The organism is Nocardioides mesophilus (assembly GCF_014395785.1).
Classification (GTDB): Bacteria; Actinomycetota; Actinomycetes; order Propionibacteriales; family Nocardioidaceae; genus Nocardioides_B; species Nocardioides_B mesophilus.
The window spans coordinates 2,285,440-2,309,093 of sequence record NZ_CP060713.1 but is presented as its reverse complement, the minus strand read 5'-3'; the positions used below and the strand labels follow the sequence as shown (position 1 = coordinate 2,309,093).

The window sequence follows — 23,654 nt, the reverse complement described above, 5'->3', positions numbered from 1 at the left end:
CGTGGACGACGACGTGCAGGTGGCCTCCTTCGACGAGCTGGACGCCCGCACGGCGTACTCCCTGTGGCGGCTGCGCGAGAGCGTCTTCGTGGTCGAGCAGGAGTGCCCCTACCCCGAGCTCGACGGCCGCGACCTCGAGCCCGGCACCCGGCACCTGTGGATCGGGGCGCCGGCGCCGGTGGCGTACCTCCGGCTCCTCGACGACGGCGCCACGGCCCGCATCGGCCGCGTGCTCGTGGACCGCGAGCACCGTGGCGCGGGGCTCGCGGAGCGGTTGGTGCGCCGCGCGCTCGAGCTGGTCGGCGACCAGGAGTCCCGGCTGGACGCCCAGTCCTACCTCCAGGGGTGGTACGCCCGGTTCGGGTTCCGGGCCGCCGGCCCGGAGTTCGTCGAGGACGGCATCCCGCACGTGCCGATGACCCGGCCCGGGGCCGGCGGCTGAGCGGGCAGCTCAGCCGGCCCGCGCCGCCAGGTCGGCGCCCAGCGGGTCCGGCACCACGGCCACCGGGCACCGGCTGACCCGGAGCAGGCTGCGTGAGGTGCCGCCGAGCGAGAGGCCGAGCAGGCCGCCGTGACCGCGGCGCCCCACCACCAGCAGGTCGGCGTCGGCCGAGGCCTCGACCAGCGCGTCGGCCGGCCACTCGTGCGGCAGCCACAGGTGCACCTTGACGTCGGGGTACGCGGCATGACGGACCTCGACCAGCCGCTCGAGCTCGGCGTCGGCGTTCTCGCGCCACCGCGCCTCGGCGAGCGCCGCGGTGGTCGGGTCGACGCTGCTGCTCGGCCGCCACGCGTGCACCACGGTGAGCGCGGCGTCGCGCTCCGCGGCCTCCTCGAAGGCCGCGTCGAGGACCGGCTCGGTGGCCTCGGAGCCGTCGACCCCGGCCACCACCCGGTGCTGGCCGACGCTGGGTCGCCAGGTCTCGGGGACGCACACCACCGGGCACCGGGACCGGGCCGACAGCGCCACCGACGTGGAGCCGGTGAGCACCCGCTTCACGGTGGAGGGCCGGGTCGCGACCACCACCAGCGACGCGTCCCGCATCCGGTCGAGCAGAGCCGGCACCCGCGGGCCGCGGGTGAGCACGGCCTCCACGTGCAGCACCCCGCCGGTGACGTCGTCGACCGCGTCCACGGCCTCGTCGAGGATCTCGAGGCCGGTGGTGCGCAACGACTCGTAGGTGAAGGCCGGGAGTGCGGGGACCCAGGCGACCGTCTCGTGCAGCACGTGCACCAGCCGCAGCCCGCTGCGACGCCGCAGCGCCTCCTGCGCGGCGTAGCGGGCGGCGCGGAGGCCGTCACCGGTCCCGTCGACGGCCGCGACCACCGGTCCGCTGCGTCGGATCATGCGCTGGTCACCGCGGCGACAGGGGCCGGCCGGCGGACGACCATCACCGGGCAGCGGGCGTGCTCGACGACGTAGCGGCTCACGGAGCCGAAGATCACCGACCGGGCCTCGCTGCGCCCCCGGGACCCGACGACCACCAGGTAGGCGTCCTCGGAGATCCGGACCAGCTCGCGGCCCGGCTCCTGCTGGGTGTGGTACTCGGTCACCGCCACGTCGGGGTAACGCTCGGCGTAGCCGGCCAGCGCCTCCGCGAGCGCCAGGTGGTGCTCCTCACCGGCGAACGTCTCGATCTCCGGCGGCTGGTGGTACATCACCAGGCCGGGGCCCCAGGCGTGCATGACGACCAGCGCTCGGCCCTCGGTGGAGGCCAGGTCGAACGCCTGCTCCAGCGCGGCCTGCGAGAGGTCGGTGGCGTCCACGCCGACGACCACGCTGCCGAAGTAGGGGCTGTCCTCGTGGCGGGCCATGATCGGCCGGACCACCACGACCGGGCAGGGCGCCTTGGCCGCCATCCCGACGCTGACCGAGCCCAGGACGAACGAGGCGAGCGAGCCGCGTCCGCGGGAGCCGACGACCAGCAGGTGCGCGCCCTCGATGGAGTCGAGCAGCACGTCGCGGGCGATCCCCAGCGCCATGTGCACCCGGACCTCGAGCTCCGGCGCCTGCTGGCGGACCAGCCCGAGCGCCCGGTCGGTGGTACGCCGCCCGGCGATCCGCAGCTCGCGGCGGTTCTCGGTGGGTCCGCTGAGGGACTCGTAGACGGTCGGCACCCCGGCTGCGTGCACCAGCAGCAGCGGGCGGTGGTGAGCGGTCGCGTAGCGGGTCGCCCACTCGAGGGCGGCGTCGCTGTGCGTGGTGGCGTCGACACCGACGACCACGGCTCCGTTGGCGGCAGAGGTTGTCATACCTCCACGGTCCCGGCCGGGCCCGGAGGAACCGAGAGGCGGACGGTCCGGGGGCAAGGACCTTCGTCCCCGCACACCACCCGTCCGGACTAGCAGGTGCTGACCCGGGCGCAGAGCTCGACGTACCAGTCCGGGGTCTCCCGGTCCTGCCGGACGTCGGTGGTGGCCATCGCCCCCACGAGGGCGATCACGGTTGCTGCTGCGAGGGCCCGGACCATGACAAGGGCCTTCCCGCCACCGGGGCTCGCGAAACCGCGGCCGGCGTCGCTGCGGCCGGCGGTCTGGTCAGCCGGGGAACGCCCCGGCCCGCAGCAACGCCCCGGGGAGCGGCTTGCCGAGCCGGTCCTCGAGCCAGGAGACGGTCCCCGTGGTGGCCGCGAGGTCGATGCCGGTGTCCAGGCCCATCCGGTCGAAGAGGTAGACCAGGTCCTCGGTGGCGACGTTGCCGGTGGCCTGCGGCGCGAACGGACAGCCGCCGGTGCCGCCGATGCTGGCGTCCAGCGTGGTGACGCCGGCCGCCACCGCGGCGACCGCGTTGGCCACCCCGGTGTGCCGGGTGTCGTGCAGGTGCAGGCGCAGCGGCAGGTCGGCGCCGGCCACGCCCCGCGCCGCCGCGAGCCGCTCGGTGATCTCGGCGGGGACGGCGACGCCGATGGTGTCCGCCAGCGCCAGCTCGTCGGGCCCGGCGTCGACCACCCGGGCGAGCACCTCCCGCAGCCGGGTCAGCGGCACCTCCCCTCGAACGGACAGCCGAAGGAGGCGCCGACGGTGACCGTGCTGAACACGCCGGCCGCGCGGGCCGCCGCGACCAGCTCGGCGGCGACCTCGCAGGCCTCCTCGGTGCTCATGCCCTGGTTGCGGCGGCAGAAGGTGTCGCTGGCGACCACGACCACGTCGATCTCGTCGACGCCGGCGGCCAGGGCCCGGTCGAGCCCGCGCCGGTTCATCACCAGCCCGGCGTAGCGGACCCCCGCGGACCGCGGCAGCGCCGCCATCACGGCCTCGGCGTCAGCCATCTGCGGGACCCGGGTCGGGTGCACGAAGCTGGTCACCTCGATCCGCCGCGACCCGGCCCGGACCGCGCGCTCGACGAGCTCCACCTTGTCCTCGGTGCTCAGCAGCACCGACTCGTTCTGCAGCCCGTCGCGGGGCGAGACCTCGACGATCTGCACCCGCGGCCGCTCGGTCGGCTGCTCGTTCATCGGTGCTCCTCCAGGTAGGCGACCGCCGCCTGCTCGCCGACCACCTCGGCGTACTTGGCCTGCAGGTCGAACAGGTTGGCCTCGTGCGGGCCGGGGCCGCGGTCGCCGACCGCCTCGCGGACCACCAGCGGGACGAAGCCGTGCTGCAGGGCGTCGACCGCGGTGGCCCGGACGCAGCCGCTGGTGCTGACGCCGACCACGACGACGGTGTCGACGCCCCAGGCCTGCAGGGTCGAGGCCAGGGTGGTGCCGAAGAAGGCGCTGGCGTACTGCTTGACCAGCACCAGCTCGTCGGGCCGCGGCGCCACCTCCGGCATCAGCTCGCCGAGCGGGCCGGCGCCGATCAGCTGGCGCAGCGCCGGGACCTTGCGCAGGAAGATCCCGCCGTCGACGCCGCCGGGACCGTACTCGACCCGGGTGTGCACGACCGGTACGCCGCCGGCCCGGGCGGCCGCGACGACCCGGCCGGCCGCGTGCAGGCAGTCCGCGGACGGCAGGCACAGCGGGCTGGCCGGGTCGAAGTAGGCCCGCATCAGGTCGATGGCGAGCACGGCCGGGTTGGCGCCGGGTGCGAGCGCCCCCCCGAACCCCTCCTCGGGCACCGTCACCGGGCGCCTCCCTGCCCCGGCCCGTCGGTCACAGGGCTACCGGCGGTCGGGGCGCCGGGAGGCCGGTCTCGGCCTCGCAGCGCTCGAGGATGGTCTCCAGGCCCGGGCCCATGTCGAAGGTCGGCAACGGGTCCGGCCGTCCCTGCGACAGCTCCGCGCGCAGCGACGTGGTGGCGGCGGCGTCGACCTGCCCGGAGTCGTCGCACACGACGCCGTACCGGCGGCCGCCCTCGGCGGTGACCAGCCCGCGGCGTACCTCCAGGCCGACCAGCTCGGGGTCGCGGGCGAGCGGGTCGCCCCAGCCGCCACCGCCCCAGGTGACGAAGTGCAGCAGGTCGCCGGGCTTCACCGGCACGTCGTGCACCTTGCTGCTGAGCATCTCGGTGCTGCCGTCGGCGCGCTCCAGCCACTTGCGGCTGCGGGCGCCGGGCTCGCCACCGTTGACGCCCCACGGGTAGGTCAGCCACCGGTCGTCGTGGATCGCGATGGTGCCGGCCTCGAGGAACCGGTAGGCCACGTCGACGGCGTTGCCGCCGCGGTGCAGCCCGGCCCCGCCGGTGTCGGCGACGGTCTCCCAGCGCTCGATGCGCAGCGGGTAGTAGGACTCGAGGTACTCGCACGGGATGTTCACGAACGACGGCCACAGCGAGTGGCCGTCGGGGCCGTCCCCGATCGGGCGGCCCGGGATCCCGCCGAAGCCGATCGAGTAGAGCTGGAACCACTCCCCTTGCGCGGGCCCTCGCCGTAGTTGCCGGAGTACATGAAGTGCGGCGAGGAGGAGAACCCGGCGGCGTTCAGCAGGTCGGGGTTGGTCTGGCCGAGCAGGCCGCCGAAGAGGTCGAAGACCCGGCCGATGCCGTGGTTGCGGGCGTTGAGGGCCGCGGGGTAGCGCGGCTTCCAGAACGAGTCGTCGGGGATCTCGACGTCGACGAGCGGGTAGAAGCCGTCGTTCCACAGGATCTGCGGGTCCGCGACGGTGATCATGTAGATCCCGAAGAACATCCGGACCAGGTTCTCGTTGATGTAGTAGTTGATCGGCCCCTGCGCCTGCGGGCTGCTGCCGGTGAAGTCGAGCAGCACCTTCTCGCCGGTGCGGGTCAGGCTGAGCTTCAGCTCGTAGGGGCCGTAGCCGAGGCCGTCGTCGCAGATGTAGTCGGTGAAGGAGAGCGTCTCGCCGTCCTTGAAGACCATCTCCAGCAGCGTCTTCATGGCCCGGTAGTTGCGGTCCAGGAGCAGGTCGAGCGCGGAGTTGTAGGTGTCCACGCCGAACCGCGCGCACATCTCCTGCACCCGGCGGGCCGCGGTGCGGCAGGCGGCGACGATGCCGTTGAGGTCGGCGCGGTTCCAGTCCGGCTTGCGGACCTGGTTGAGGATGATCCGCAGCGCGTCGTCGTCGAGGACGCCCTTCTTGTAGAGCCGGAAGGGCGGGATCACCACGCCCTCCTCGAAGATCGTCCGGGCGTCGGTGGGCATCGAGGCCGGCGTCTTGCCGCCCACGTCGGACATGTGCCCGAACATGGCCGACCAGCCGACGATCCGCCCCTCGAAGAAGATCGGCATCACCACCAGCCAGTCGTTGGCGTGGCTGATCGCCGCGCCGCAGGAGTAGGGGTCCGACGTCAGCAGGACGTCGCCCTCCTCGATGGTGCCGTCGAAGTTGTCGAGGAAGTCCGGGATCGAGAGCCCGAACTGGCCGACCATCATCTTGCCGTCGGGGTTGGCGATCAGCGGGAACTCGTCGTGCTGCTCGCGGATGCCCGGCGACAGCGCGGTCCGGAACAGCACCTCGTCCATCTCGTAGCGGGCGTTGCGCAGCGCGTTCTCGACCAGGTCGAGGGTGACGACGTCGACGTCGACCGTGCGCAGCGGCTCGGTCGCGGTCTGGATCAGCGTGGCCATGACTCAGTTCTCCTGGTGGTCGACGGGACGGATGAGCAGGCTGCCGCTGGGATGGACGGTGGCCGCGTGCCCGGGCAGCACGAGGGTGGTGGAGTCCATCTCGGTGATCACGGCCGGACCGGTGACGACGTTGCCGGCCTCGAGCAGCTCCCGGTCGTAGATGCCGGCCTCGACCTCGGCGCCGTCGACCCAGATGTCGTGGCGTAGCCGCAGCGCGGCGGCCGGGTCCGTGCCGCCGGTGCGCAGCTCGGGGGCCGAGACGTCGGGGCGCGGGCCGTTGGCCATCGCCCTGACGGTGACCAGCTCGTGCTCGGCGTCGAGGACGAACGAGAACAGCCGCTGGTGCTCGGCGTCGAAGGCCCGGCGCAGCGCCTCGATGCCGGCGCCGGAGCCGTCGAAGGTGCCGATGTCGATCGTGACCGGGATCTCGAAGCCCTGGCCGTGGTAGCGCAGGTCGGCGGAGTAGACGACGTCCTGCTGCTCGATCGGGACGCCCTCGTTCTCCAGCGTCTGGCTGGCGGTGGCCGCGAGCTCGTCGAGGATCGCCTTCAGGCTGTCGTCGCTGAGCTCGTTGAACCGGCGCACCAGGGTGCGCACCGACTCGTCGCGCAGGTTGGTGGTGGCGTCGCCGTAGGCGCAGAGCACACCGGGCGAGGGCGGGATGATCACCGGCCAGGCTCCGGTCAGCCGGCCCAGCGCGTTGGCGTGCAACGGCCCGGCGCCGCCGAAGGCGACGAGCGCGAAGTCGCGCGGGTCGAAGCCCTGCTGGATCGAGACCAGCCGGAGCGCCCCGAACATGTTCTCGTTGACGATGTCGATGATGCCGGCGGCGGCCGCCTCGACCGAGTCGAGGCTGGTGGCGTCCGCGATCGACTTCACCGCGGCCCGGGCTGCCTCGCGGTCGAGGGTGATCTCGCCGCCGGCCAGCTGGCTGGGCAGGTAGCCGAGCACCACGTTGGCGTCGGTGACGGTCGGCTCCTCGCCGCCGGCCGCGTACGCCGCCGGGCCGGGCGCGGCCCCCGCGGACTGGGGGCCGACCCGGAGCGCCTGGGTGAGCGGGGGCACGTGCGCGATGGACCCGCCGCCGGCGCCGACCGTGCGGACGTCGACCGAGGTGGCGCGCACCTTGAGGTCGCCGACCGTCGTCTCCCGGCCGACCCGGGGGGTCAGGTCCTGCACGAGCGCCACGTCGGTCGACGTACCGCCCATGTCGAAGGTGAGGAAGTCGCGGTAGCCGGCCTGCTCGGCCACCCAGGCGGCGCCGGTGACCCCGCCGGCCGGCCCGGAGAGCAGCAGGTTCACCGGGTTGTCCGCGGCCACGCCGGCCGAGACCAGGCCGCCGTCGCTGCGGAGGATGCAGAGCTTGCCGACGACCCCGGAGTCGTTCAGCTGGGTCTCCAGGTTCGCGACGTACCGGGCCACCTGGGGCTGCACCGCGGCGTTCGCGACGGTGGTGATGGTGCGCTCGTACTCACGCAGCTCGGGCAGCACCGAGGAGGACAGCGAGACCGAGATGCCGGGCAGCTCCTCGGCGGCGATCGCGGCCACCCGCTGCTCGTGGTCGGCGTTGGCGTAGGAGTTGATCAGGCTGATGCTCAGCGCCTCGATGCCCTGCTGCTTCAGCTTCCGGAGCTGGGTGCGCACGTCCTCCTCGTCGAGCTCGCGCACGACGGAGCCGTCGCTGGCGATCCGGCCGCGCACCTCCACGGTGTCCTCGAGCGCGGCCAGCGGCTCCGGCTTGGGCCAGATGATCCAGCCGGCCAGCCCGCCGGGCACGAACGAGCGGGCGATCTGGAGCACCTGCCGGAAGCCGTCGGTGGTGACCAGGCCGACCCGGGCGCCCTTGCCCTCGAGGATCGCGTTGGTGGCCACGGTGGTGCCGTGGAAGACCTCCGAGATCTCGGCCATGGTGACCCCGGCCTCGGTGCACGCGCGCTCGATGCCGCGCAGCACCCCGATCGACTGGTCCTCGGGGTGGAGGCGGTCTTCGCGCGGTGGGTGGCGCCCGTCTCCTCGTTGATCAGCAGGATGTCGGTGAACGTGCCGCCGACATCGACGCCGAGCCGGTAGGTCATGGTTCCTCCTCAGATGACGCCGGCCGAGCGCAGCGACGACAGCGTGTCGTCGTCCAGGCCGAGCAGGTCGCGGTAGATGTCGTCGTTGTGCTCGCCCAGCTCGGGTCCGACGTGGCGGACCCGACCGGGCGTCTCCGAGAGCTTGGGGGCGACGTTGTGCATGGCGAACTCGCCCAGGTCCGGGTGCGCCAGCCGGACGATGGCCTCGCGGGCCGCGAAGTGTGGGTCGGCGAACATGTCCTTGGCGCGGAAGATCCGCCCCGCCGGCACCCCGTGCTCGTGCAGCAGCTCCAGGAGGTCGTCGGCCTTCACGGTGGCGCTCCACCGGGCGATGTGCTCGTCGAGCTCCTGCATCGACTGGCCGCGCGCCCCGTGGGTGGCGTAGCGCTCGTCCTCGGCGAGCTCCGGCTCGTGCATCGCCTCGGCGAGCCGGCGGAACACGGTGTCCTGGTTGGCCGCGATCAGCACCATCTCGCCGTCGGCCGTGGGGTAGACGTTGCTCGGCGAGACGTTCGGCAGCGTCGTACCGGTGCGCTCGCGCTGGTAGCCGGCGACCTGCCACTCGGGGACCAGGCTCTCCATCATGGCCAGCACCGCCTCGTAGATCGCCGAGTCGACGATCTGGCCCTTGCCGGTGCGACCGCGCTGGTGCAGGGCGACCAGGGTGCCCAGGCACGCGAAGGTGGCGGCGAGCGAGTCGCCGAGGGAGATCCCGGCCCGGGCCGGCGGCCGATCGGGGTCGCCGGTGACGTAGCGGATGCCGCCCATCGCCTCGCCGATCGAGCCGTAGCCGGCGCGGCCGGCGTACGGCCCGTTCTGCCCGAAGCCGGTGACCCGGGTGACGACCAGGCCGGGATTGGTCTCCCAGAGCTTCTCGGGTGCGAGCCCCCAGCGCTCAAGGGTGCCGGGCCGGAAGTTCTCGATGAGGACGTCGGCCTCGGCGACCAGTCGGCGGACCAGGTCCTGGCCCTCCTCGGTGCGCAGGTCGGCGGTGACGGACTTCTTGTTCCGGGCCACCACCGGCCACCACAGCGACTTGCCGTAGGGTTTCTCGCGCCCCCACTGGCGCATCGGGTCGCCGGTGCGCGGGTCCTCGACCTTGATCACCTCGGCGCCGAAGTCGCCCAGCAGCTGTCCGCAGAAGGGCCCGGCGAGCAGCTGCCCCAGCTCGATCACCCGCAGGTCGTCCAGGGGCAAGGCGTCGTCCATGGGGTCCTCTCGACAGACGGTTGTATACGACATCTCAGACATGTGGCGCGCGTCACGGTCGTGCTGGCGCTGACGCTAAGGCGGCCTCCCGAATCTCGTCAAGAGGTGGTCCACACATTGCATACAACCCGGTACGCCGCTGCTACAGTCGCGCCACGATGACGACCACCGACCACCGCCGCTCCGACCCCGACACCGGGCACGCCTCGGACCACGCCTACCGGCTGATCCGCGAGCAGATCCTGGCCGGGACCCGTGAGGGCGGGGACTGGCTGCGCGAGGGCGACCTCGCCGAGCAGCTCGGGGTGAGCCGGACGCCGGTCCGGGAGGCGCTGCGGCGGCTCACCGCCGAGGGCCTGGTCCGCCACGAGCGCAACCGTGGCGTGCAGGTGCAGGCGTGGAGCGCCGAGGACCTCGACGAGATCTTCAGCCTCCGCTCGGTGCTCGAGCCCTGGGGCTGCCGGATGGCGGCCACCTCGGCCACGCTCGACCTCGACCTGCTCGACCGGCTGGCGCACGACATGGACGACGCGGCGCAGGGCCCCACACCGGACGTGGACGCGGTGACCGAGCTGAACAACCGCTTCCACCGGCTGATCCTCGAGTCCACCGGCAACAGCCGGCTGACCGGGGTGATCGCCTCGGTGGTCACCGTGCCGGTGGTCTGGCGGACGTTCTCGCACTACTCCCCGGAGTCGTTCCGCCGCAGCCTCGGGCACCACCACGAGCTGGTCGCGGCGTTCCGCGCCGGCGACGCGGACTGGGCGGAGTCGGTGATGCGCAGCCACGTGCACTCGGCGTGGAGCTCGGTCAGCGACCGCGCCCAGGCATGAACCCGGACAAGTCGGGTACGGGCCCGGTGTCTTCAGGGTTCGCGCTCACGCAGCCGCGGTCCCAGGACGCGGCGGAGGCGCCCCCCGACGTCAGGGGACGAGGGGGCGGCTCCGCCTCTTCGTGCGCGGGCGGCCCGGCTGGTCCGGCTCAGCGCCGGTTCTCGAGGTGCTCGATCTCCCGGTTGATGGTCTCCTCGTCGAACTCGTCGCGGCCGTAGACGTCCCAGGCGGCCATCACCAGGAAGATGCCCCAGATGGCCATCGGCACCAGCGGCCAGAAGAAGCCTTGGCTCGTCGTCGCCCAGAGCACCACCAGGAACGCGTTCACCAGGACGTAGACCAGCAGCTGGCCCTTGAAGTCGCGCCGCTTCTTCAGACGCTTGATCGCCTGCTCGCGCAGAACGGTCTCTCGCGAGCTCTGCTCGTTCGTCATCGCTGACCCTCCTTCTGCTGTCGACGCTACGCAGCCGCCCCGGCGGCGGAAGTGTCGTTGGTCCCGAGCGGCCGGAAGCTCGTCGCGGTGGTCAGCGCGCGCCGACCAGCTCCAGCCAGGCGGCCAGCTGGGCCGGGTCGTTGCGTCCGCAGCGGAAGCCGACATAGCCGTCGGGACGCACCGCGACGACCTCCGGCCCGGGCCGGCTGGTGAGCCGGTGCACGGCCACGCGCGGCCCCAGCGCGAAGCCGTCCAGGTCGCCGGCCTCGCGGGACAGCAGCACGTGCACGCCGGGGGCCGCGATGACCTCGTGCAGCCGCCGGGTCGTGCCCTCGCAGGTCACCGTCTCGTCGGGCAGCCGGTCCCCGGGGCGGGGGCCCTGATCGGCCGGCGGGGTGCCGTCGACGGACAGGACGCTGTGCCGGTGCTCGACCCGGAGCTGGGACAGGATCCGGACCCCCTCGGCCACCAGCCACCGACGGCTGAGCAGCAGTGGCAGCGCCGGGGCCGCCAGCGGCACCAGCCGGCTCCTCAGCAGGCCGGCGAACGGGTTGGTCGACGCCTCCGCGAAGAAGACGAGGTGCGTCATGCTCAGCACCTGGCGCGCCACCGGCCGGCGCTCCTGCTCGTAGGAGTCCAGCAGCGGCTCGTGGCCCGGGCCGCGCGCGGCGAACGCCAGCTTCCATCCCAGGTTGACCGCGTCGTTCAGCCCGGTGTTCATGCCCTGGGCGGCGGCCGGGGAGTGGGCGTGGGCGGCGTCGCCGGCGAGGAACGACGGACCGCGGCGGAAGGAGTCCGCCAGCCGGTGCTGCAGCGGCACCCGCGCCGACCACCGCAGCTCGGCGAGCCCGACGCCCAGCCCCGAGTCGCGCAGCAGCCGGTCCACCTCCTCGACCGGGATCGGCTCGCCCGGCTGGCCGAAGGAGTCGGCCGACGGGTCCGGGCCGGTGTGCGGTCGGGTGGCCAGCAGCCGCCAGGTCGCCCCCTCCCCCAGCGCGAACAGGAAGACCAGGCCCTCCCGGGCCGGCACGGCGTGCAGCGTGCCGGGCGCGAGGTCGCCGTCGAGCTCCACGTCGGCCAGCAGCACCTCCTCGCGGTAGGAGCCGCCGCGCCAGCCGATGTGCGCGGCGGCCCGGACGGTGCTCGCCGGACCGTCGCACCCGGCGACGAACCGGCTGACCACCGGCTTGGTGCGCCCGTCGGTCCGGAGCGTGCCGCGCGCCGCCGTACCGTCGTCGCGGAGGTGGACCAGCTCGGTGCCCCGCTCCACGTCGACACCGCGGCTGGTGAGCGCGTCGGCGAGCACCTCCTCGACGTCGGCCTGCCGGAGCAGCGTCAGGTGCGGGAAGCCGGTGTCCGGCAGGTCGAGCTCGGCCAGCTCCATCCGCACCCGCCGCCGGCCCAGGTGCAGCTCCGCCCGCGGCGAGACGTCGGCCCGCTCCAGGAGGGCGTCGGTGACTCCGAGGGGACGCAGGCTGTCCAGGGTGCGCGAGTGCATCACCATGGCCCGCGAGGGCCGGAACGCATCGGGGCGCCGGTCCACGACGCGCACGGCGGCACCGTGGTCGTGCGCCTGGAGGGCGGTGGCCAGCCCGGTCGGACCGGCGCCGACCACCAGCACGTCCGGGGTGGCGCTCATGCCGCCGCGACCAGACGCCACCAGGCGGTCTCCTCGGAGCCGAGCGACAGCACCGTCGGGTCCTCGAGCAGCACGTCCCTGCGCAGTCCGGGCACCACCCGGTAGTCGATCGAGCCGGGCTCGCTGACCAGGGCGAGCACCCGCCACAGCGACCGGGCGTACTCCTCGGCGGCCCGCGGACCGTCCCACTCGTACAGGCCGCGGTAGACGCCACGCTCGTCGTGGGCCAGCCAGAGCTTGGTGCACATGCCCGGGAAGCCCACGAAGAGCGGGGTGTTCAGGATGCTCTCCAGGCGGAACGCAGTGTGCCCCCACCCGCGGACCCGACGCAGCCGGAACGCCACCACCAGCACGCACGGATCTGCCGGCGGCGCCCGGTCGACCCGGGTCTCACGGTAGACCCGGGCGCGGGTGCCGTCCCCGAACGCCAGCTCCCGCCCCACCAGCTCCCGCGGGTGGTGGATCCGTGCCCGGGCGACCAGCACCGCGGTCATCCCCACGCACCGTCCCACGGCCATCCACGCCCTGACCGCGGGCAGCGGCCCGAAATCACTCATCGTGCTCCCCCGCTCCCTGCTCCGGCAGTTCCGAGGATGCCGGACGACTCTCCGCCGGGGCAGTGGCGAAGGTCCCCGCGGCTGCGCGCTATGCGCCGATCCGCGCGCCGGCCCGGCCCGGGACGAGTCGCTCGGCCCTGTTGCCTGCCCGAGCGCGGTGCGCACCGTGGAGGCAGAAAGGAGTTGAATCATGGACAAGTTGAAGGCACGAGATTGGATCGCGACCGTGCTGGTCGCCGCCGTCGCGGCCGCCTACATCGCCTACCTGGTCAACGGGGACATCCCGTTCATCAAGGACCCGCGAGGGATGTCGGCCACCGGACTGATCCTCGGCGCCGCCGCCTTCTTCGTCGTCCGGCGCGGCGACGAGCTGGACCGGGTCGGGAAGTCCGAGAGCGCGCTGGCCGTGGCCAGCCTGGCCCTGGGCTTCGTGGCGCTGATCTTCGCCGAGACCGCTGCCGCCGAGTGGCTGCTGGCGGTCTTCATGATCTCGATCGCCGTGGTGTGGGCGGTGGAGCTGATAGACCACGCCGGGCTGCTGCCGGGCCACCACCCGGCGGGCGCCCGCTGAGGCGCGGCGGTGGAGCCGGTTCCTCCCGTGCGCGAGCAGGCGCCGGCTCCGCTGCTCCTCAGGGGCTGCCGGCCGAGCGGTCCTCCTGCAGCGTGTGCGCGACCAGGGCGTTGGCGTGGCCGTGTCCGAGCTCGTGCTCCTGCTTCAGCCAGGTCACCAGCTCGCCGTGCCGGCTGAGCCCGGAGCCGCGGATCAGCTCCTTCCACTCGCTGATCGGCCGGCCGTACTTCTTCTCGATCGAGGGGAAGTACGACGCCGGTCCACTCACCTTCTCTGCCACCACTGACCTCCTGCTCGACGGATCCCACGAGTCTGACCGTTGCCGCCGACCGGACTCATCGGTCCGTACGCCGACCCGGGGGTCGATGCGGTTTCCTGCCCGGCTGCGGCAACCCACGTCCTGCATGCGAGGGAGTCCGGATGAAGCGTCCGCTCGTCGCCTACTGCGTGCTGGCCTATGCGCTGTCCTGGGCGTGGTGGCTGCCGATCCTGCTGCGTGGCGACGTGGTGCGAGCAGGCGATCCGTGGCCGACGCACGTGCCCGGTCTGGCCGGGCCGGCGGTGGCGGCCGTGGTCGTCACCGCCGCCGTCGACCGCGGCGCCGGCCTGCGTGACCTGGGGTCGCGGCTGACCCGATGGCGGGTCGGCGCCGGCTGGTGGTGGGTCGTGCTCGGAACCGCCGCGCTCGCACTGCTCGGGATCGTCGTCGCCGCGGTCACCGGGGAACCGATACCCGGTGCGGACGAGTTCGCCCGCTACGGCGGGGTCGGTCATATCGGCCTGGTCGGCGTCGTGCTGGTGGTCTTCCTCGCCAACGGCATCGGCGAGGAGACGGGCTGGCGCGGCTTCGCCGCCGACCGGCTCCTGCGCGACCACAGCCTGACCTCGACCTCGTTCCGGGTAGCCGCGATCTGGGCGGGCTGGCACCTGCCGCTGTTCTGGATCAGCGCGTCGTTCCGGTCCCTGGGGCCGCTCGTCGTGGGATGGGCGGTCGGTCTGGTCGCGGCCTCGGTGGTGCTCACGTTCATGTACCAGCACGGGCGGCGCAGCATCCTGCTCGTCGCCGCGTGGCACACCGCCTACAACTTCACTTCCGCCACCGAGGCGACCGGGCACGTCGTCGCCGTGCTCACCACCGCGCTGGTGATCGTCGCCGCGGTGTCGATCCTGCGCCACGAACGGGCCGCCGCGACCAGCGCCTAGGGTGGCCGGATGGCACGGACCGCTCGGCACCCCTTCGCGGACCGCTGGAACCACAACACCCACCACTTCCCGCTGCTGCGCTCGCGTCTGCCGGCCACCGCGCGACGGGTGCTCGACATCGGCTGCGGGGACGGCACCTTCTGCCGCTTCGTGGCCGATCGCTCCGCCTCGGTCGTCGGGGTGGACGTCGACGTCTCGGTGCTTCCGCGAGAGTCCGGCCAAGTGGTGTTCGCGGCGACGTCGGCGGACGCTCTCGGTCTGGCCGACGGCACCTTCGACGCGGTGACGATGTCGATGGTTCTCCACCACGGCGATCCGGCGCGGCTGCTCGGCGAAGCGGTCCGCGTGCTGGCACCGGGCGGCGTACTCCTCGTGCTCGGGCTCGGCAGGTACGGCGGCTGGCGGGACGCACCCAGGGAGGTCCGCGACGTGGTGACTCACAGGCTCTTTTCGCGTCGCATGACGCCGTGGGACCCGCCGACGGTCAAGGCGGACCCCGAGCTGACGTGGGCGGAGACGCGGTCGGTGCTGCGCGACGAGCTGCCCGGCTGCCGCTACGAACGGCTGCCGCTGTGGCGCTACCTCGTCAGCTGGCAGAAGCCGACCACGGGCTTGTGACGCTGCCACGCCTCACACGCGGTCAGGGACGGCGGCCCGTGCGCAGGTCCCGGGAGACCAGGCGTAGGGCGATCCGCCTGATCAGGTGGCTGAACGGGCCCACGACCACCCAGTAGCGGCGGAACCGCTTCCGGCTGGCCGCATCGGTGAGCTGGACACGGGACTCGGCGGTGAGGATCGACCCCCGTCCGTAGGGGTCGACGCGGAAGCTGGCGGTGATCTTGGCGAACCCGGGCTGGTCGAACGCGGTGAAGGCCGCGGGGGTCGACGGGGTCACGGTCGGGGCGGCGGCCCTCGTCCGCCACGGCCGGCTCACCTGGCCGAGCACCAGCTCCGCGCCCGGGCGCTCCCCGAGCAGGAGCCAGCCTCGTTCGGTCAGGTCGCGCAACCGGAAGGTCGTGTCGGGTCCGGTCACGTCCGGGTCGCCGCGGAGCCGGGTCGCCAGCCGAGGGGGCAGCCCACGCAGGCTGATCAGCGCATGGACCAGCCGCGACCGGTAGACGTCCAGGTTCACGATCGCGTCGTAGCACGCGCGAGGCGGCACCCGGAACACCCGTGCGTGCACGACCGCGACGTCGTAGCGCGGCATGATCACGTCGAGCAGGAGCTCGCCGCGCGCGACCGCGTCGTCCGGCTCAGCCGACACCGGAACCCTCCGACAGGCTCTTCTCGCTGCGCTCCTTCAGGCCGAGCAGCATCCTCCGCTCCATGACGAAGTGCAGCGGGTCGCCGACCAGGTAGTCGACCGCACCGAGCAGCAGCCGCGGGACGACGTACGCCCTCGGCACCAGCTCGCGCAGCCAGCCCGCGTCGCGGTCCCGCAGCAGCAGCCGGGTGCGGTTGCCGGGCAGCGGCTGCAGGATCCAGGCCATGCCGGCGACCAGGGCACGCTCGGGCTCGAGGACCTTGACCGGCGTGCCGATCGAGAAGCCGTCGATCGAGCCGGTGTCCAGGCGGTCCCCGACGTGGAGGTCCTGGAGCTCGGGATGGATGCGCGTGGCCGAGTGGGTCTTCTCCACGTAGTGGACGGTGCCGCCGAAGACGAACCGCTCTATCCAGTCGTGGCTGTAGAACCCGGCCCGGTGATCGCCCATCTGCACCACCCACGGCCACACGACCGCCGGGGGCGCGTCGATGGTGATCGCCTTGGTGTAGTGCGCCATCACGTCGGAGACGACCTCGTCACCGGGCAGCTCCATCCGGCGCTCCTGCCGGGTGCTGCCCCAGGTCCGCATCCGCGGCCGCAGCATCAGGTCGTAGGTCAGCAGCAGCGTCAGAGAGGCGGTCCGGGCCGGGGTCAGCGGGCGCTTCGTGGCCAGGGCGGCGACGGCGCTCGACCTCAGTCGTCGTGTCACGGAGCCCCCTCGCCTCCCGCACCGGTACGCCGGTGCCCCGGCCGCCGGTTCGCGTCCACGCTGCGTCCGTCCGGGGCGGTCGCACCAGGGACCTAGGACCCCGACCCGCGCGACGTACTATGTACGGACTTCCCCGGTCTGCAGGAGCGACATGTCCGATCCAGCCGGCGAGACCCGGCCGCGGGGCCCCGGCCTCAGCCGGGAGCGGGTGCTGCGCAGCGCCGTCGAGGTGGCCGACGCCGGCGGGATCGCGGCGCTGACGATCCGGTCGCTCGCCGACGCGCTCGGCGTCAGGCCGATGAGCGTCTACCACTACGTCGCGAACAAGGAGGAGATCCTCGACGGCCTCGTCGACATCGTGTTCGACGAGATCGAGCTGCCCACGGTGGGCGGCGACTGGCGCGCGGAGCTGAGCCGCCGTGCCCACTCGGCGCGACAGGTCCTCCGCCGACATCCGTGGGCGATCCCGCTCCTGGAGTCGCGCCGGTCGCCCGGCCCCGCGACGCTCCGTCACCACGACGCCGTGCTGGGCACCTTGCGGGCAGCGGGCTTCTCCCCGGAGGGCACCGCGCACGCCTACGTCGTGCTCGACGCGTTCGTCTACGGGTACGCCGTGCAGGAGTCCTCCCTGCCCTTCGAGGGCACCGACGGCGTCGGCGAGATGGCCGCCCCGATCGTCGAGCTGATGTCGGCGGGCGCGTACCCGCACCTGCTGGAGATGACCACCGCCCACTACCTGCGACCCGGCTACGACTTCGCCGAGGAGTTCCAGCTCGGGCTCGACCTGGTCCTCGACGGCCTGGTCCGCTGGTCAGGCAGCCCCTCCGAGTGAGCGCTCGAGGCGGTCCCGTACGGCGATGCCGGCCATCAGCGCCGCCAGCGCCGACCCGGCCAGCACGAGGGGTGTGACGACCGGGTCCCGACCGCCGGCCGAGGTCGCCTCACGGAACTCGTGCTCGAGGACGTATCCGGGCACCATCGCCGCGCCCAGCAGGCCCAACGTGTCGGTGGCCGCCCGGCTCGGGCCGGCTGCGAGCCTGGCGATGGCGCCGGCCTGCGCCACCAGCATCGCGACCGGCGCGGACAGCCCGGTGCCGAAGAGCCAGGAGTCCCTCCCGACGCGGTCGGGGCGTCCTCGCCAGTGCAGCACCGCGACGTCGAACGGGTGCCCGTCGCGCAGCGCCCAGACCTGCCCGGCGACGCCGACACCGAGCTGCGCGGTGGAGACCACGAGCAGCAGCCGCCGGAGCGGCGAACGCGACCGGACGGCCGGCGTACCCGGCTCCCGGCGGCGGTTCCAGCGGTCCGACATGTGCTCACGACTCAGGTGACGGCCTGGCTCGAGCGGGCGACTGGTCCCCGTCCTTCTCAAGGTATAGCGGGACCGGGGCCTTGCGGCAAGACCCGGTTCATGCCGCAGAATCGCCGGCCGGACCCGCCCGCGGCCGGGCAGCGGGTCGGGGTGCCACCTGTGGGAGAAGGAGACTCATGTTCGATGTGATCGTCGTCGGCGGCGGACCGACGGGAATGATGCTGGCGAGCGAGCTGCGGCTGCACGGCGTACGAACCCTGGTGTTGGAGAAGGAGCACGCGCCGACGAGACAGGTCCGCTCGCTCGGCCTGCACGTGCGCAGCATCGAGGTCATGGCGATGCGCGGCCTGCTCGGGCAGCTCCTCGCCGAGGGCCGGACGTACCCGGTCGCCGGTCTCTTCGCCGGCATCCTCACGCCGCAGCCGGTGAGCCTGGACTCCGCCCACGCCTACGTGCTCGGGATCCCGCAGACCACCACCGACCGGCTGCTGGCCGAGCACGCCCTCCGGCTCGGGACCGAGATCCGGCGCGGCTGCGAGGTGGTGGGGCTTTCCCAGGACGGCGACGGGGTGAGCGTCGAGCTGGCGGACGGCGAGCGGCTTCGCTCGCGCTACCTCGTCGGGTGCGACGGGGGACGCAGCGCCGTCCGCAAGCTGCTCGGCGTCGACTTCCCCGGCGAGCCGACCCGGGTCGAGTGGCTTCTCGCGGAGGTGGAGGTGGACGCGGATCCCCGGACGCTGGAGTCGGTGGCCGCAGGGGGCCGGCGCACCCAGCTGCGGTTCGGCCCCGCCCCCCACGAGGAGGGGGTGTACCGCTTCGTCGTCCCGGCCGCCGAGGTGGCCGAGGACCGCACCACCTCGCCGACCCTCGAGGAGCTCAAGCAGCGGCTCCACGAGCTCGCCGGCACCGACCTCGGCGTGCACTCACCGCGGTGGCTGTCCCGGTTCGGCGACGCCACCCGGCTCGCGGAGCGCTACCGCACCGGCCGGGTGCTGCTGGCCGGCGACGCCGCCCACATCCACCCACCGCACGGTGGCCAGGGCCTCAACCTGGGGATTCAGGACGGCCTCAACCTCGGCTGGAAGCTGGCCGCCGAAGCAGCGGGCTGGGCCCCGGACGGACTGCTGGACAGCTACGAGACCGAACGCAGGCCGGTGGCCGCCGCCGCGCTGGACCTCACCCGGGTGCAGGCCGAGCTGCTCTCCCCCGAGCCGGGGCCGCAGGCGGTACGCCGCCTCATCGCCGAGCTGATGGACATCGACGAGGTGAACCGGCTCCTCACCGAGAAGGTCACAGCGACCGGGATCCGCTACGACCTCGGCGATGGGGCTGCGCTCGTCGGCCGGCGGATGCCCGACGTAGCACTGGGGAGCGGGCGTCTCTACGACCTGATGGCCGGTGGCCGCGGCCTGCTGCTCGACCAGACCGGCCGGCTCTCCGCCGCCGGCTGGGCGGACCGCGTCGACCACGTCGTCGACCGCAGCGACGAGCTCGACGTGCCCGCCGTACTGCTGCGACCGGACGGGCACGTCGCCTGGGCCGGGGACGACCAGCATGACCTCGCCGGCCGGCTGCGCCGGTGGTTCGGCGCACCCTGCTGACCCCTCCGGTCTCGGGGCGTGAACCCTTACCGCATGCCGTCACTCGATCAGGGTGCTGACTCGGCCTTGAGCTTCTCCTCGAAGAAGGCGAGGACCCGGTCGACTCCCGCTTGCTGGCGGTGCTCGGTCAGGGTTGCGTGCTTGCGCCCGGGGAACTCCACCGCGACGAAGCCGTCACCGAGCTCGCGACGCAGGGTGTCGAACCGCGTACCGACAGCGGGGTCGTCCTCATAACGCAGTCCGAGGACCTGGCAGCCTGCTTCGACCTTGGCCTTGACCGACTCCAGGTCGCGGCGGCTGAGGCCGAGGTCTGCCCGACGCGCCCTGCCCACCGGGGCCGGCGAGGCAGGTTGGGCGAGCACCGGCGCCGCCACCGGCGCATCGGCGAGCATCGCCAGCGCATAGCCACCGGTGAGGCACATGCCCACGGCGCCGACGCCGGGTCCTCCGAGCTCCCGGTGCAGCTCACTCGCCAGCGACTGCAACCAGGTGGCGACCGGGGTGGTCCGCCCGAGTGCGAACATCGTGAACTCCCGGCTGACGCACACGCCGGCGACGCTCCGGACCGTCTCGAGCACCGTGGCCTCGGCCCCGGCCCGACCGAACAACGACGGCATCACCACGGTGAACCCCCGGGCCACCACGTCCTCGGCGAACTCCAGCACCGCCGGCGTGATGCCAGGGATCTCGTGGATCACGATCACCCCCGGCCCGGCGCCCTTCCGGTACGTCGGGTGAGTGACTCCGTCGGAGGTGTGACTGCCGACGGTCCAGGACTCGAGCGAGCTCACGGAATCGACCCTAGGACACGAGCTCGAAGAAGCGCACGCGCTGGTGCACGTGGCAGAAAGCGCTCGACGCGCCGGGCCGGGCCCGTCAGGATCATCACTCGTGACGACGCCGAGGGAGCTTCTGGTCCGGGCGGCCGCCCGCAACAACGCCGAGTGGTGCGCCACGATGAGTCGATCGCACGGCTTGGCGGGTGAGTTCGGGGCGCAGGCCTGGGCCGCTCCGGCTCGCACGCCGCTTTACTACCCTGACGCGGTGACGCTGGTGCCGAGCGCCGACCGGGCCGAACTGCTGGCCCGGATCGACACCGCCGCAGCCGGCGCCTCCGTCAAGGACAGCTTCGCCGACCTCGACCTGGTCACGGCAGGCTTCCGGGTGCTGTTCGAGGCACAGTGGATCCACCGACCGGCGCGTGCGCCTACCACCTCGTCGGATCTTGACTGGACCGTGGTCGGCACCCCGGACACGCTGCGCGTCTGGGCGCTCGCCTGGGACAACGGGGACGGCAACGCGGATCTCTTCCGGCCCGCCCTGCTCGACGACCCAGCCACCTTCGTGCTCGCCGGACAGTCCGTCGACGGTCGGCTGGTGGCCGGAGCGGTTGCGAGCCGCAGCGACCAGGTGGTCGGAATCACCAATCTCTTTGCGCTGGACGGCGGCCGTGACGCGGCCTGGCCGGTCGTACTACACGCCGCGAACGAACTGTTCCCCACCCTGCCTGTGGTCGGCTACGAACAGGGCGAGGACCTGGCGGTCGCCGTCCGCCATGGCTTCGAGCCCGTGGGTCCGCTGCGGATCTGGCTGCGGAAAGAGGGTCAGCCTTCTCGGTTGTCAGGTGCGTAGGCGGGTGTCCCGCAGCCTCGTCTGCAGATGCGCGTCAGGCACACTGCAGGAGTGTCTGACCCGCTGCGCAACCTGCTCGCCGCGCCGCCCGACCTCCCGGTCACCGCAGGTCTGGCCGCTCTCGTCGAGGCGCTTCGCACTCGCGGAGTCGCGGTGGTCCACGCCCCGCCGGGCACCGGCAAGACGACGTTGGTCCCGCCCGCGGTCGCCGAGGTCGTCGTCGGACGGGTCGTCGTCACGCAGCCCAGCCGCATCGCTGCCCGCGCTGCTGCCCGTCGGCTGGCGCATCTGCTGGGCGAACCGGTCGGCGAGACGGTCGGATACTCAGTGCGCGGGGACCGACGCAGCAGTCGACGTACACGTGTCGAGATCGTCACGACCGGTCTGCTGCTTCGGCGGATCCAGCACGATCCCGAACTGGTTGGCGTCGGGGCCGTCGTGCTCGACGAAGTGCACGAGCGCCACCTCGACGCCGACCTGACCTTGGCGCTGCTCATCGACGTCCGGGCGAATCTGCGTGAGGATCTGTCCCTGGTGGCGATGTCGGCCACCGTCGAGGCCGAACGGACGGCCGCCCTGCTCGGGCGAGGTGACGATCCCGATGGGCCCGACGATCTCTGGGGCGCTCCGGTGATCCGCGTCCCGGGTGCCCTGCACCCGGTCCAAACGGTTTGGTGCCCGCTGCCTGCGGGGGTGCGCCGCACCGACGACCGGGGGATCACCCCGGCGTTTCACGACCATGTCGCAGCGACGGTGCGTCGTGCGCTGGTCGGGCACGAGGGGGACGTCTTGGTCTTCGTGCCGGGTGTCGCGGAGGTCGAGGCGACCGTACGTCGCCTTGCCGGCGTGGACGCGTCCGTGCACGCCCTGCACGGACGTTTGTCCGGCGCCGAGCAGGATCGTGCGCTCAGCGAGGGCCCGCGTCGACGAGTGATCGTCTCGACCGCGGTCGCCGAGTCGTCGCTGACGGTGCCCGGGGTGCGCGTCGTGGTGGATGCGGGGTTCTCGCGTGAGCCGCGCACCGATCACCGTCGTGGACTGGCTTCTCTGGTCACCGTCGCGGTGAGCCGAGCAGCGGCCGAGCAGCGGGCGGGGCGGGCCGGACGGCTGGGGCCGGGCACGGTGCTGCGTTGTTGGTCCGAGGCGGAGCACGCGCATCTGGCCGCTCACCCGGAGCCCGAGATCGCTACCGCCGATCTGACGGCGTTCGCCCTGGAGGTGGCCTGCTGGGGCAGCCACGACGTCCGCGACATGGCGCTGCTTGACCAGCCACCGGTGCACGCACTGTCGGCGGCCAAGGAGGTGCTGGTGGGGCTGGGGGCGATGACCGAGGACGGGAGAGCCACCCCGCGGGGCCGGGTGATCGCTGGCGTGCCGACCGATCCCAGGCTGGCGCGTGCCCTCATCGACGGGGCTGGTCTCGTCGGGGCCAGGCGCGCCTCAGAGGTGGTCGCGATGCTCAGCGAGGACGTGCGAGCCCCCGGTGGAGACCTGGTTGCTGCGCTCCGGTCGCTGCGCGCTGACCAGCGGGCAGGATCGTGGCGCCGCCAGGTCACCCGGCTGGAGGGGGTCGTCGCGAAGCAGGGCGCCGCCCGCGACCGGACAGGGGCGTCGGGCCACGCCCGAGCACTCACCGATGACGTGGCGGTGGGTCTGGTGGTGGCTCTGGCGCATCCGGACCGGATTGCACGCAAGCGCTCCGATACGTCGAGCTACCTGATGGCGTCTGGGACAGGCGCGGCGCTCGACTCGCGCGCCCCGGGGCCGCTGGCCGGACTGGAGTGGCTCGCGGTCGGTGACGCACAGCGACGGCCCGGGCAACCTGAGGCCCAAATCCGCGCGGCGGCCCCCCTCACCGAGGACCTCGCGCTGGAGGCAGCGGGATCGCTGTGGACCGAGGTGGATGAGGTCACCTGGACCGGTGGGCGGGTGCTGGCTCGCCGACGGACGTTGTTGGGCGCGATCGAGCTCAGCTCGACCCCGCTCAGCGATCCACCCGCGCACGCCGTGAGCGACGCGATCCGAGAGGCTGTCGCGAGCGAGGGGATCGCTCTCCTCACCTGGACGGAGGCGGCCACCAAGCTGCGCGCCCGCCTCGACTTCCTGCACCGCGCGCTCGGTGACCCGTGGCCGGACGTGAGCGACGCAGCACTGACGCAGAACCTCGACTCCTGGCTCGGGCTGCAGCTGGCGCGGGTCCGCTCGGCCCAGGATCTTCGTCGAATCGACGTGACTGCCGCCCTGCGAGCAATGGTGCCGTGGCCGGAGGCGGGAAGGCTCAACGACTTGGCCCCTGAGCGCGTGGAGGTGCCCAGCGGGTCGAGTGTGCGGATCGACTACTCCCAGGATCAGCCGGTGCTCGCCGTGCGACTGCAAGAGGTCTTCGGCTGGACCGCAGCACCGGTCCTGGCCGACGGCAGGGTCCCGCTCCTGCTGCACCTGCTCTCCCCCGCGCGACGCCCGGCCGCCGTCACCGCAGACCTGGAATCCTTCTGGGAGAACGGCTACCCGGGCGTGCGTGCTGACCTGCGCGGGCGCTATCCCAAGCACGCCTGGCCCGAGGATCCACGCAGCGCACCAGCCACCGCGCGTACGAACAGAGCTCGCCGAAGTTGAGTGGCGTGTTCACCCACCCGTGATGAATCTCCTTGCCT

Annotated in this window: 26 protein-coding genes and 1 pseudogene; 9 read left to right on the top strand and 18 right to left on the bottom strand. The window is 72.9% G+C overall.

All coding sequences use genetic code 11. The features are described 5' to 3' along the window. Position 1: 1 nt before the first annotated feature. Entirely contained in the window at positions 2–442 is a 441-nt protein-coding gene (locus tag H9L09_RS11060) for a GNAT family N-acetyltransferase (RefSeq protein WP_187577032.1), read from the top strand. A 9-nt stretch (positions 443–451) separates the two neighbouring features. Here the strand turns inward: H9L09_RS11060 and H9L09_RS11055 are convergent, their stop codons facing one another. The 10 genes and pseudogenes from H9L09_RS11055 to H9L09_RS11025 form a co-directional block, all read right to left on the bottom strand. Next, on the bottom strand, positions 452–1,348 hold the full coding sequence (locus tag H9L09_RS11055) for a universal stress protein (protein ID WP_187577031.1): 897 nt from the start codon (positions 1,346–1,348) through the stop codon (positions 452–454). Beyond that, the gene (locus H9L09_RS11050) at positions 1,345–2,253 is read right to left on the bottom strand and encodes a universal stress protein (protein WP_187577030.1); all 909 of its coding nucleotides are present in this window, start codon (positions 2,251–2,253) and stop codon (positions 1,345–1,347) included. The genes H9L09_RS11055 and H9L09_RS11050 overlap by 4 nt, the downstream gene beginning before the upstream one ends. 285 nt (positions 2,254–2,538) lie before the next feature. Beyond that, entirely contained in the window at positions 2,539–2,985 is a 447-nt protein-coding gene (locus H9L09_RS22455; RefSeq protein ID WP_223164004.1) for a beta/alpha barrel domain-containing protein, read from the bottom strand. After that, positions 2,976–3,455: a beta/alpha barrel domain-containing protein gene (locus H9L09_RS22450; protein ID WP_223164003.1), complete on the bottom strand. Its 480-nt coding sequence runs from the start codon at positions 3,453–3,455 to the stop codon at positions 2,976–2,978. Before H9L09_RS22450 ends, H9L09_RS22455 begins: the two co-directional genes overlap by 10 nt. After that, positions 3,452–4,063: an isochorismatase family protein gene (locus H9L09_RS11040; RefSeq protein WP_187577029.1), complete on the bottom strand. Its 612-nt coding sequence runs from the start codon at positions 4,061–4,063 to the stop codon at positions 3,452–3,454. Before H9L09_RS11040 ends, H9L09_RS22450 begins: the two co-directional genes overlap by 4 nt. Before the next feature lie 28 nt (positions 4,064–4,091). After that, a complete protein-coding gene (locus H9L09_RS22800; protein WP_425491728.1) occupies positions 4,092–4,751 on the bottom strand; it encodes a hydantoinase B/oxoprolinase family protein in 660 nt (219 codons plus the stop codon). Continuing rightward, positions 4,691–5,962, bottom strand: a complete 1,272-nt coding sequence (locus H9L09_RS22795; RefSeq protein ID WP_223164002.1) for a hydantoinase B/oxoprolinase family protein — start codon at positions 5,960–5,962, stop codon at positions 4,691–4,693. The genes H9L09_RS22800 and H9L09_RS22795 overlap by 61 nt, the downstream gene beginning before the upstream one ends. 3 nt (positions 5,963–5,965) lie before the next feature. Further along, positions 5,966–6,547 (bottom strand): hydantoinase/oxoprolinase family protein, encoded by a 582-nt coding sequence (locus H9L09_RS22075; RefSeq protein ID WP_246456510.1) that lies wholly within the window; start codon positions 6,545–6,547, stop codon positions 5,966–5,968. 78 nt (positions 6,548–6,625) lie between these two features. Then, positions 6,626–8,037, bottom strand: a pseudogene (locus H9L09_RS22070) (hydantoinase/oxoprolinase family protein); the annotation flags it as partial. A gap of 9 nt (positions 8,038–8,046) precedes the next feature. Next, positions 8,047–9,246 (bottom strand): CaiB/BaiF CoA transferase family protein, encoded by a 1,200-nt coding sequence (locus tag H9L09_RS11025; protein WP_223164000.1) that lies wholly within the window; start codon positions 9,244–9,246, stop codon positions 8,047–8,049. A gap of 158 nt (positions 9,247–9,404) precedes the next feature. On the opposite strand from H9L09_RS11025, the gene H9L09_RS11020 reads away from it, so the two are divergent. Continuing rightward, entirely contained in the window at positions 9,405–10,079 is a 675-nt protein-coding gene (locus H9L09_RS11020; RefSeq protein WP_187577027.1) for a GntR family transcriptional regulator, read from the top strand. Positions 10,080–10,227: 148 nt separating this feature from the next. On the opposite strand, the gene H9L09_RS11015 is transcribed toward H9L09_RS11020, so the two are convergent. The 3 genes from H9L09_RS11015 to H9L09_RS11005 all read right to left on the bottom strand — a co-directional run bounded on the left by H9L09_RS11015 (position 10,228) and on the right by H9L09_RS11005 (position 12,708). Continuing rightward, positions 10,228–10,512, bottom strand: a complete 285-nt coding sequence (locus tag H9L09_RS11015) for a 2TM domain-containing protein (RefSeq protein ID WP_187577026.1) — start codon at positions 10,510–10,512, stop codon at positions 10,228–10,230. A gap of 91 nt (positions 10,513–10,603) precedes the next feature. Beyond that, on the bottom strand, positions 10,604–12,151 hold the full coding sequence (locus tag H9L09_RS11010) for an FAD-dependent monooxygenase (RefSeq protein ID WP_187577025.1): 1,548 nt from the start codon (positions 12,149–12,151) through the stop codon (positions 10,604–10,606). Beyond that, positions 12,148–12,708: a hypothetical protein gene (locus H9L09_RS11005; RefSeq protein WP_187577024.1), complete on the bottom strand. Its 561-nt coding sequence runs from the start codon at positions 12,706–12,708 to the stop codon at positions 12,148–12,150. Before H9L09_RS11005 ends, H9L09_RS11010 begins: the two co-directional genes overlap by 4 nt. Before the next feature lie 190 nt (positions 12,709–12,898). On the opposite strand from H9L09_RS11005, the gene H9L09_RS11000 reads away from it, so the two are divergent. Beyond that, positions 12,899–13,279 carry a hypothetical protein gene (locus H9L09_RS11000; protein ID WP_187577023.1) on the top strand — a complete coding sequence of 127 codons (381 nt, stop codon included), beginning with the start codon at positions 12,899–12,901 and terminating at the stop codon, positions 13,277–13,279. Between the two features lie 58 nt (positions 13,280–13,337). Here the strand turns inward: H9L09_RS11000 and H9L09_RS22065 are convergent, their stop codons facing one another. After that, entirely contained in the window at positions 13,338–13,559 is a 222-nt protein-coding gene (locus tag H9L09_RS22065) for a DUF4287 domain-containing protein (RefSeq protein WP_187577022.1), read from the bottom strand. A 140-nt stretch (positions 13,560–13,699) separates the two neighbouring features. Between H9L09_RS22065 and H9L09_RS10990 the strand changes: the two genes are divergently transcribed. Beyond that, positions 13,700–14,482 (top strand): CPBP family intramembrane glutamic endopeptidase, encoded by a 783-nt coding sequence (locus H9L09_RS10990; RefSeq protein ID WP_187577021.1) that lies wholly within the window; start codon positions 13,700–13,702, stop codon positions 14,480–14,482. Positions 14,483–14,491: 9 nt separating this feature from the next. Beyond that, a complete protein-coding gene (locus H9L09_RS10985) occupies positions 14,492–15,100 on the top strand; it encodes a class I SAM-dependent methyltransferase (protein ID WP_187577020.1) in 609 nt (202 codons plus the stop codon). A 22-nt stretch (positions 15,101–15,122) separates the two neighbouring features. On the opposite strand, the gene H9L09_RS10980 is transcribed toward H9L09_RS10985, so the two are convergent. Both H9L09_RS10980 and H9L09_RS10975 read right to left on the bottom strand, forming a co-directional pair. Then, complete coding sequence (locus H9L09_RS10980) at positions 15,123–15,746, bottom strand: hypothetical protein (protein ID WP_187577019.1); 624 nt, start codon at positions 15,744–15,746, stop codon at positions 15,123–15,125. Beyond that, positions 15,736–16,455 carry an SRPBCC family protein gene (locus H9L09_RS10975; protein ID WP_223163998.1) on the bottom strand — a complete coding sequence of 240 codons (720 nt, stop codon included), beginning with the start codon at positions 16,453–16,455 and terminating at the stop codon, positions 15,736–15,738. The genes H9L09_RS10980 and H9L09_RS10975 overlap by 11 nt, the downstream gene beginning before the upstream one ends. A 151-nt stretch (positions 16,456–16,606) precedes the next feature. Between H9L09_RS10975 and H9L09_RS10970 the strand changes: the two genes are divergently transcribed. Continuing rightward, complete coding sequence (locus H9L09_RS10970; protein WP_187577018.1) at positions 16,607–17,287, top strand: TetR/AcrR family transcriptional regulator; 681 nt, start codon at positions 16,607–16,609, stop codon at positions 17,285–17,287. On the opposite strand, the gene H9L09_RS10965 is transcribed toward H9L09_RS10970, so the two are convergent. After that, positions 17,267–17,767, bottom strand: coding sequence for a hypothetical protein (locus H9L09_RS10965; RefSeq protein WP_187577017.1), 501 nt, complete (start codon positions 17,765–17,767; stop codon positions 17,267–17,269). The genes H9L09_RS10970 and H9L09_RS10965 overlap by 21 nt on opposite strands. A 176-nt stretch (positions 17,768–17,943) precedes the next feature. Here H9L09_RS10965 and rox point away from each other — a divergent pair, with 176 nt between their 5' ends. Beyond that, positions 17,944–19,368, top strand: coding sequence for a rifampin monooxygenase (gene rox / locus H9L09_RS10960; protein WP_187577016.1), 1,425 nt, complete (start codon positions 17,944–17,946; stop codon positions 19,366–19,368). A 47-nt stretch (positions 19,369–19,415) separates the two neighbouring features. Here rox and H9L09_RS10955 read toward each other — a convergent pair whose 3' ends face one another. Next, entirely contained in the window at positions 19,416–20,159 is a 744-nt protein-coding gene (locus H9L09_RS10955; protein ID WP_187577015.1) for a dienelactone hydrolase family protein, read from the bottom strand. 253 nt (positions 20,160–20,412) lie between these two features. Between H9L09_RS10955 and H9L09_RS10950 the strand changes: the two genes are divergently transcribed. Further along, positions 20,413–21,000, top strand: coding sequence for a hypothetical protein (locus H9L09_RS10950; RefSeq protein ID WP_223163997.1), 588 nt, complete (start codon positions 20,413–20,415; stop codon positions 20,998–21,000). Between the two features lie 27 nt (positions 21,001–21,027). After that, positions 21,028–23,616 (top strand): ATP-dependent helicase HrpB, encoded by a 2,589-nt coding sequence (hrpB, locus tag H9L09_RS10945; RefSeq protein ID WP_187577013.1) that lies wholly within the window; start codon positions 21,028–21,030, stop codon positions 23,614–23,616. Positions 23,617–23,654: the final 38 nt, after the last annotated feature.

What these genes read in the sequence shown, in the direction of transcription:
- H9L09_RS11055 (WP_187577031.1), bottom strand. Translation starts at nt 1,348, where the DNA reads ATGATCCGACGCAGCGGACCGGTGGTCGCGGCCGTCGACGGGACCGGT.
- H9L09_RS11050 (WP_187577030.1), bottom strand. Translation starts at nt 2,253, where the DNA reads ATGACAACCTCTGCCGCCAACGGAGCCGTGGTCGTCGGTGTCGACGCC.
- H9L09_RS22450 (WP_223164003.1), bottom strand. Translation starts at nt 3,455, where the DNA reads ATGAACGAGCAGCCGACCGAGCGGCCGCGGGTGCAGATCGTCGAGGTC.
- H9L09_RS22795 (WP_223164002.1), bottom strand. Translation starts at nt 5,962, where the DNA reads ATGGCCACGCTGATCCAGACCGCGACCGAGCCGCTGCGCACGGTCGAC.
- H9L09_RS11025 (WP_223164000.1), bottom strand. Translation starts at nt 9,246, where the DNA reads ATGGACGACGCCTTGCCCCTGGACGACCTGCGGGTGATCGAGCTGGGG.
- H9L09_RS11020 (WP_187577027.1), top strand. Translation starts at nt 9,405, where the DNA reads ATGACGACCACCGACCACCGCCGCTCCGACCCCGACACCGGGCACGCC.
- H9L09_RS11015 (WP_187577026.1), bottom strand. Translation starts at nt 10,512, where the DNA reads ATGACGAACGAGCAGAGCTCGCGAGAGACCGTTCTGCGCGAGCAGGCG.
- H9L09_RS11010 (WP_187577025.1), bottom strand. Translation starts at nt 12,151, where the DNA reads ATGAGCGCCACCCCGGACGTGCTGGTGGTCGGCGCCGGTCCGACCGGG.
- H9L09_RS11005 (WP_187577024.1), bottom strand. Translation starts at nt 12,708, where the DNA reads ATGAGTGATTTCGGGCCGCTGCCCGCGGTCAGGGCGTGGATGGCCGTG.
- H9L09_RS11000 (WP_187577023.1), top strand. Translation starts at nt 12,899, where the DNA reads ATGGACAAGTTGAAGGCACGAGATTGGATCGCGACCGTGCTGGTCGCC.
- H9L09_RS10990 (WP_187577021.1), top strand. Translation starts at nt 13,700, where the DNA reads ATGAAGCGTCCGCTCGTCGCCTACTGCGTGCTGGCCTATGCGCTGTCC.
- H9L09_RS10985 (WP_187577020.1), top strand. Translation starts at nt 14,492, where the DNA reads ATGGCACGGACCGCTCGGCACCCCTTCGCGGACCGCTGGAACCACAAC.
- H9L09_RS10970 (WP_187577018.1), top strand. Translation starts at nt 16,607, where the DNA reads ATGTCCGATCCAGCCGGCGAGACCCGGCCGCGGGGCCCCGGCCTCAGC.
- H9L09_RS10965 (WP_187577017.1), bottom strand. Translation starts at nt 17,767, where the DNA reads ATGTCGGACCGCTGGAACCGCCGCCGGGAGCCGGGTACGCCGGCCGTC.
- rox (WP_187577016.1), top strand. Translation starts at nt 17,944, where the DNA reads ATGTTCGATGTGATCGTCGTCGGCGGCGGACCGACGGGAATGATGCTG.
- hrpB (WP_187577013.1), top strand. Translation starts at nt 21,028, where the DNA reads ATGCGCGTCAGGCACACTGCAGGAGTGTCTGACCCGCTGCGCAACCTG.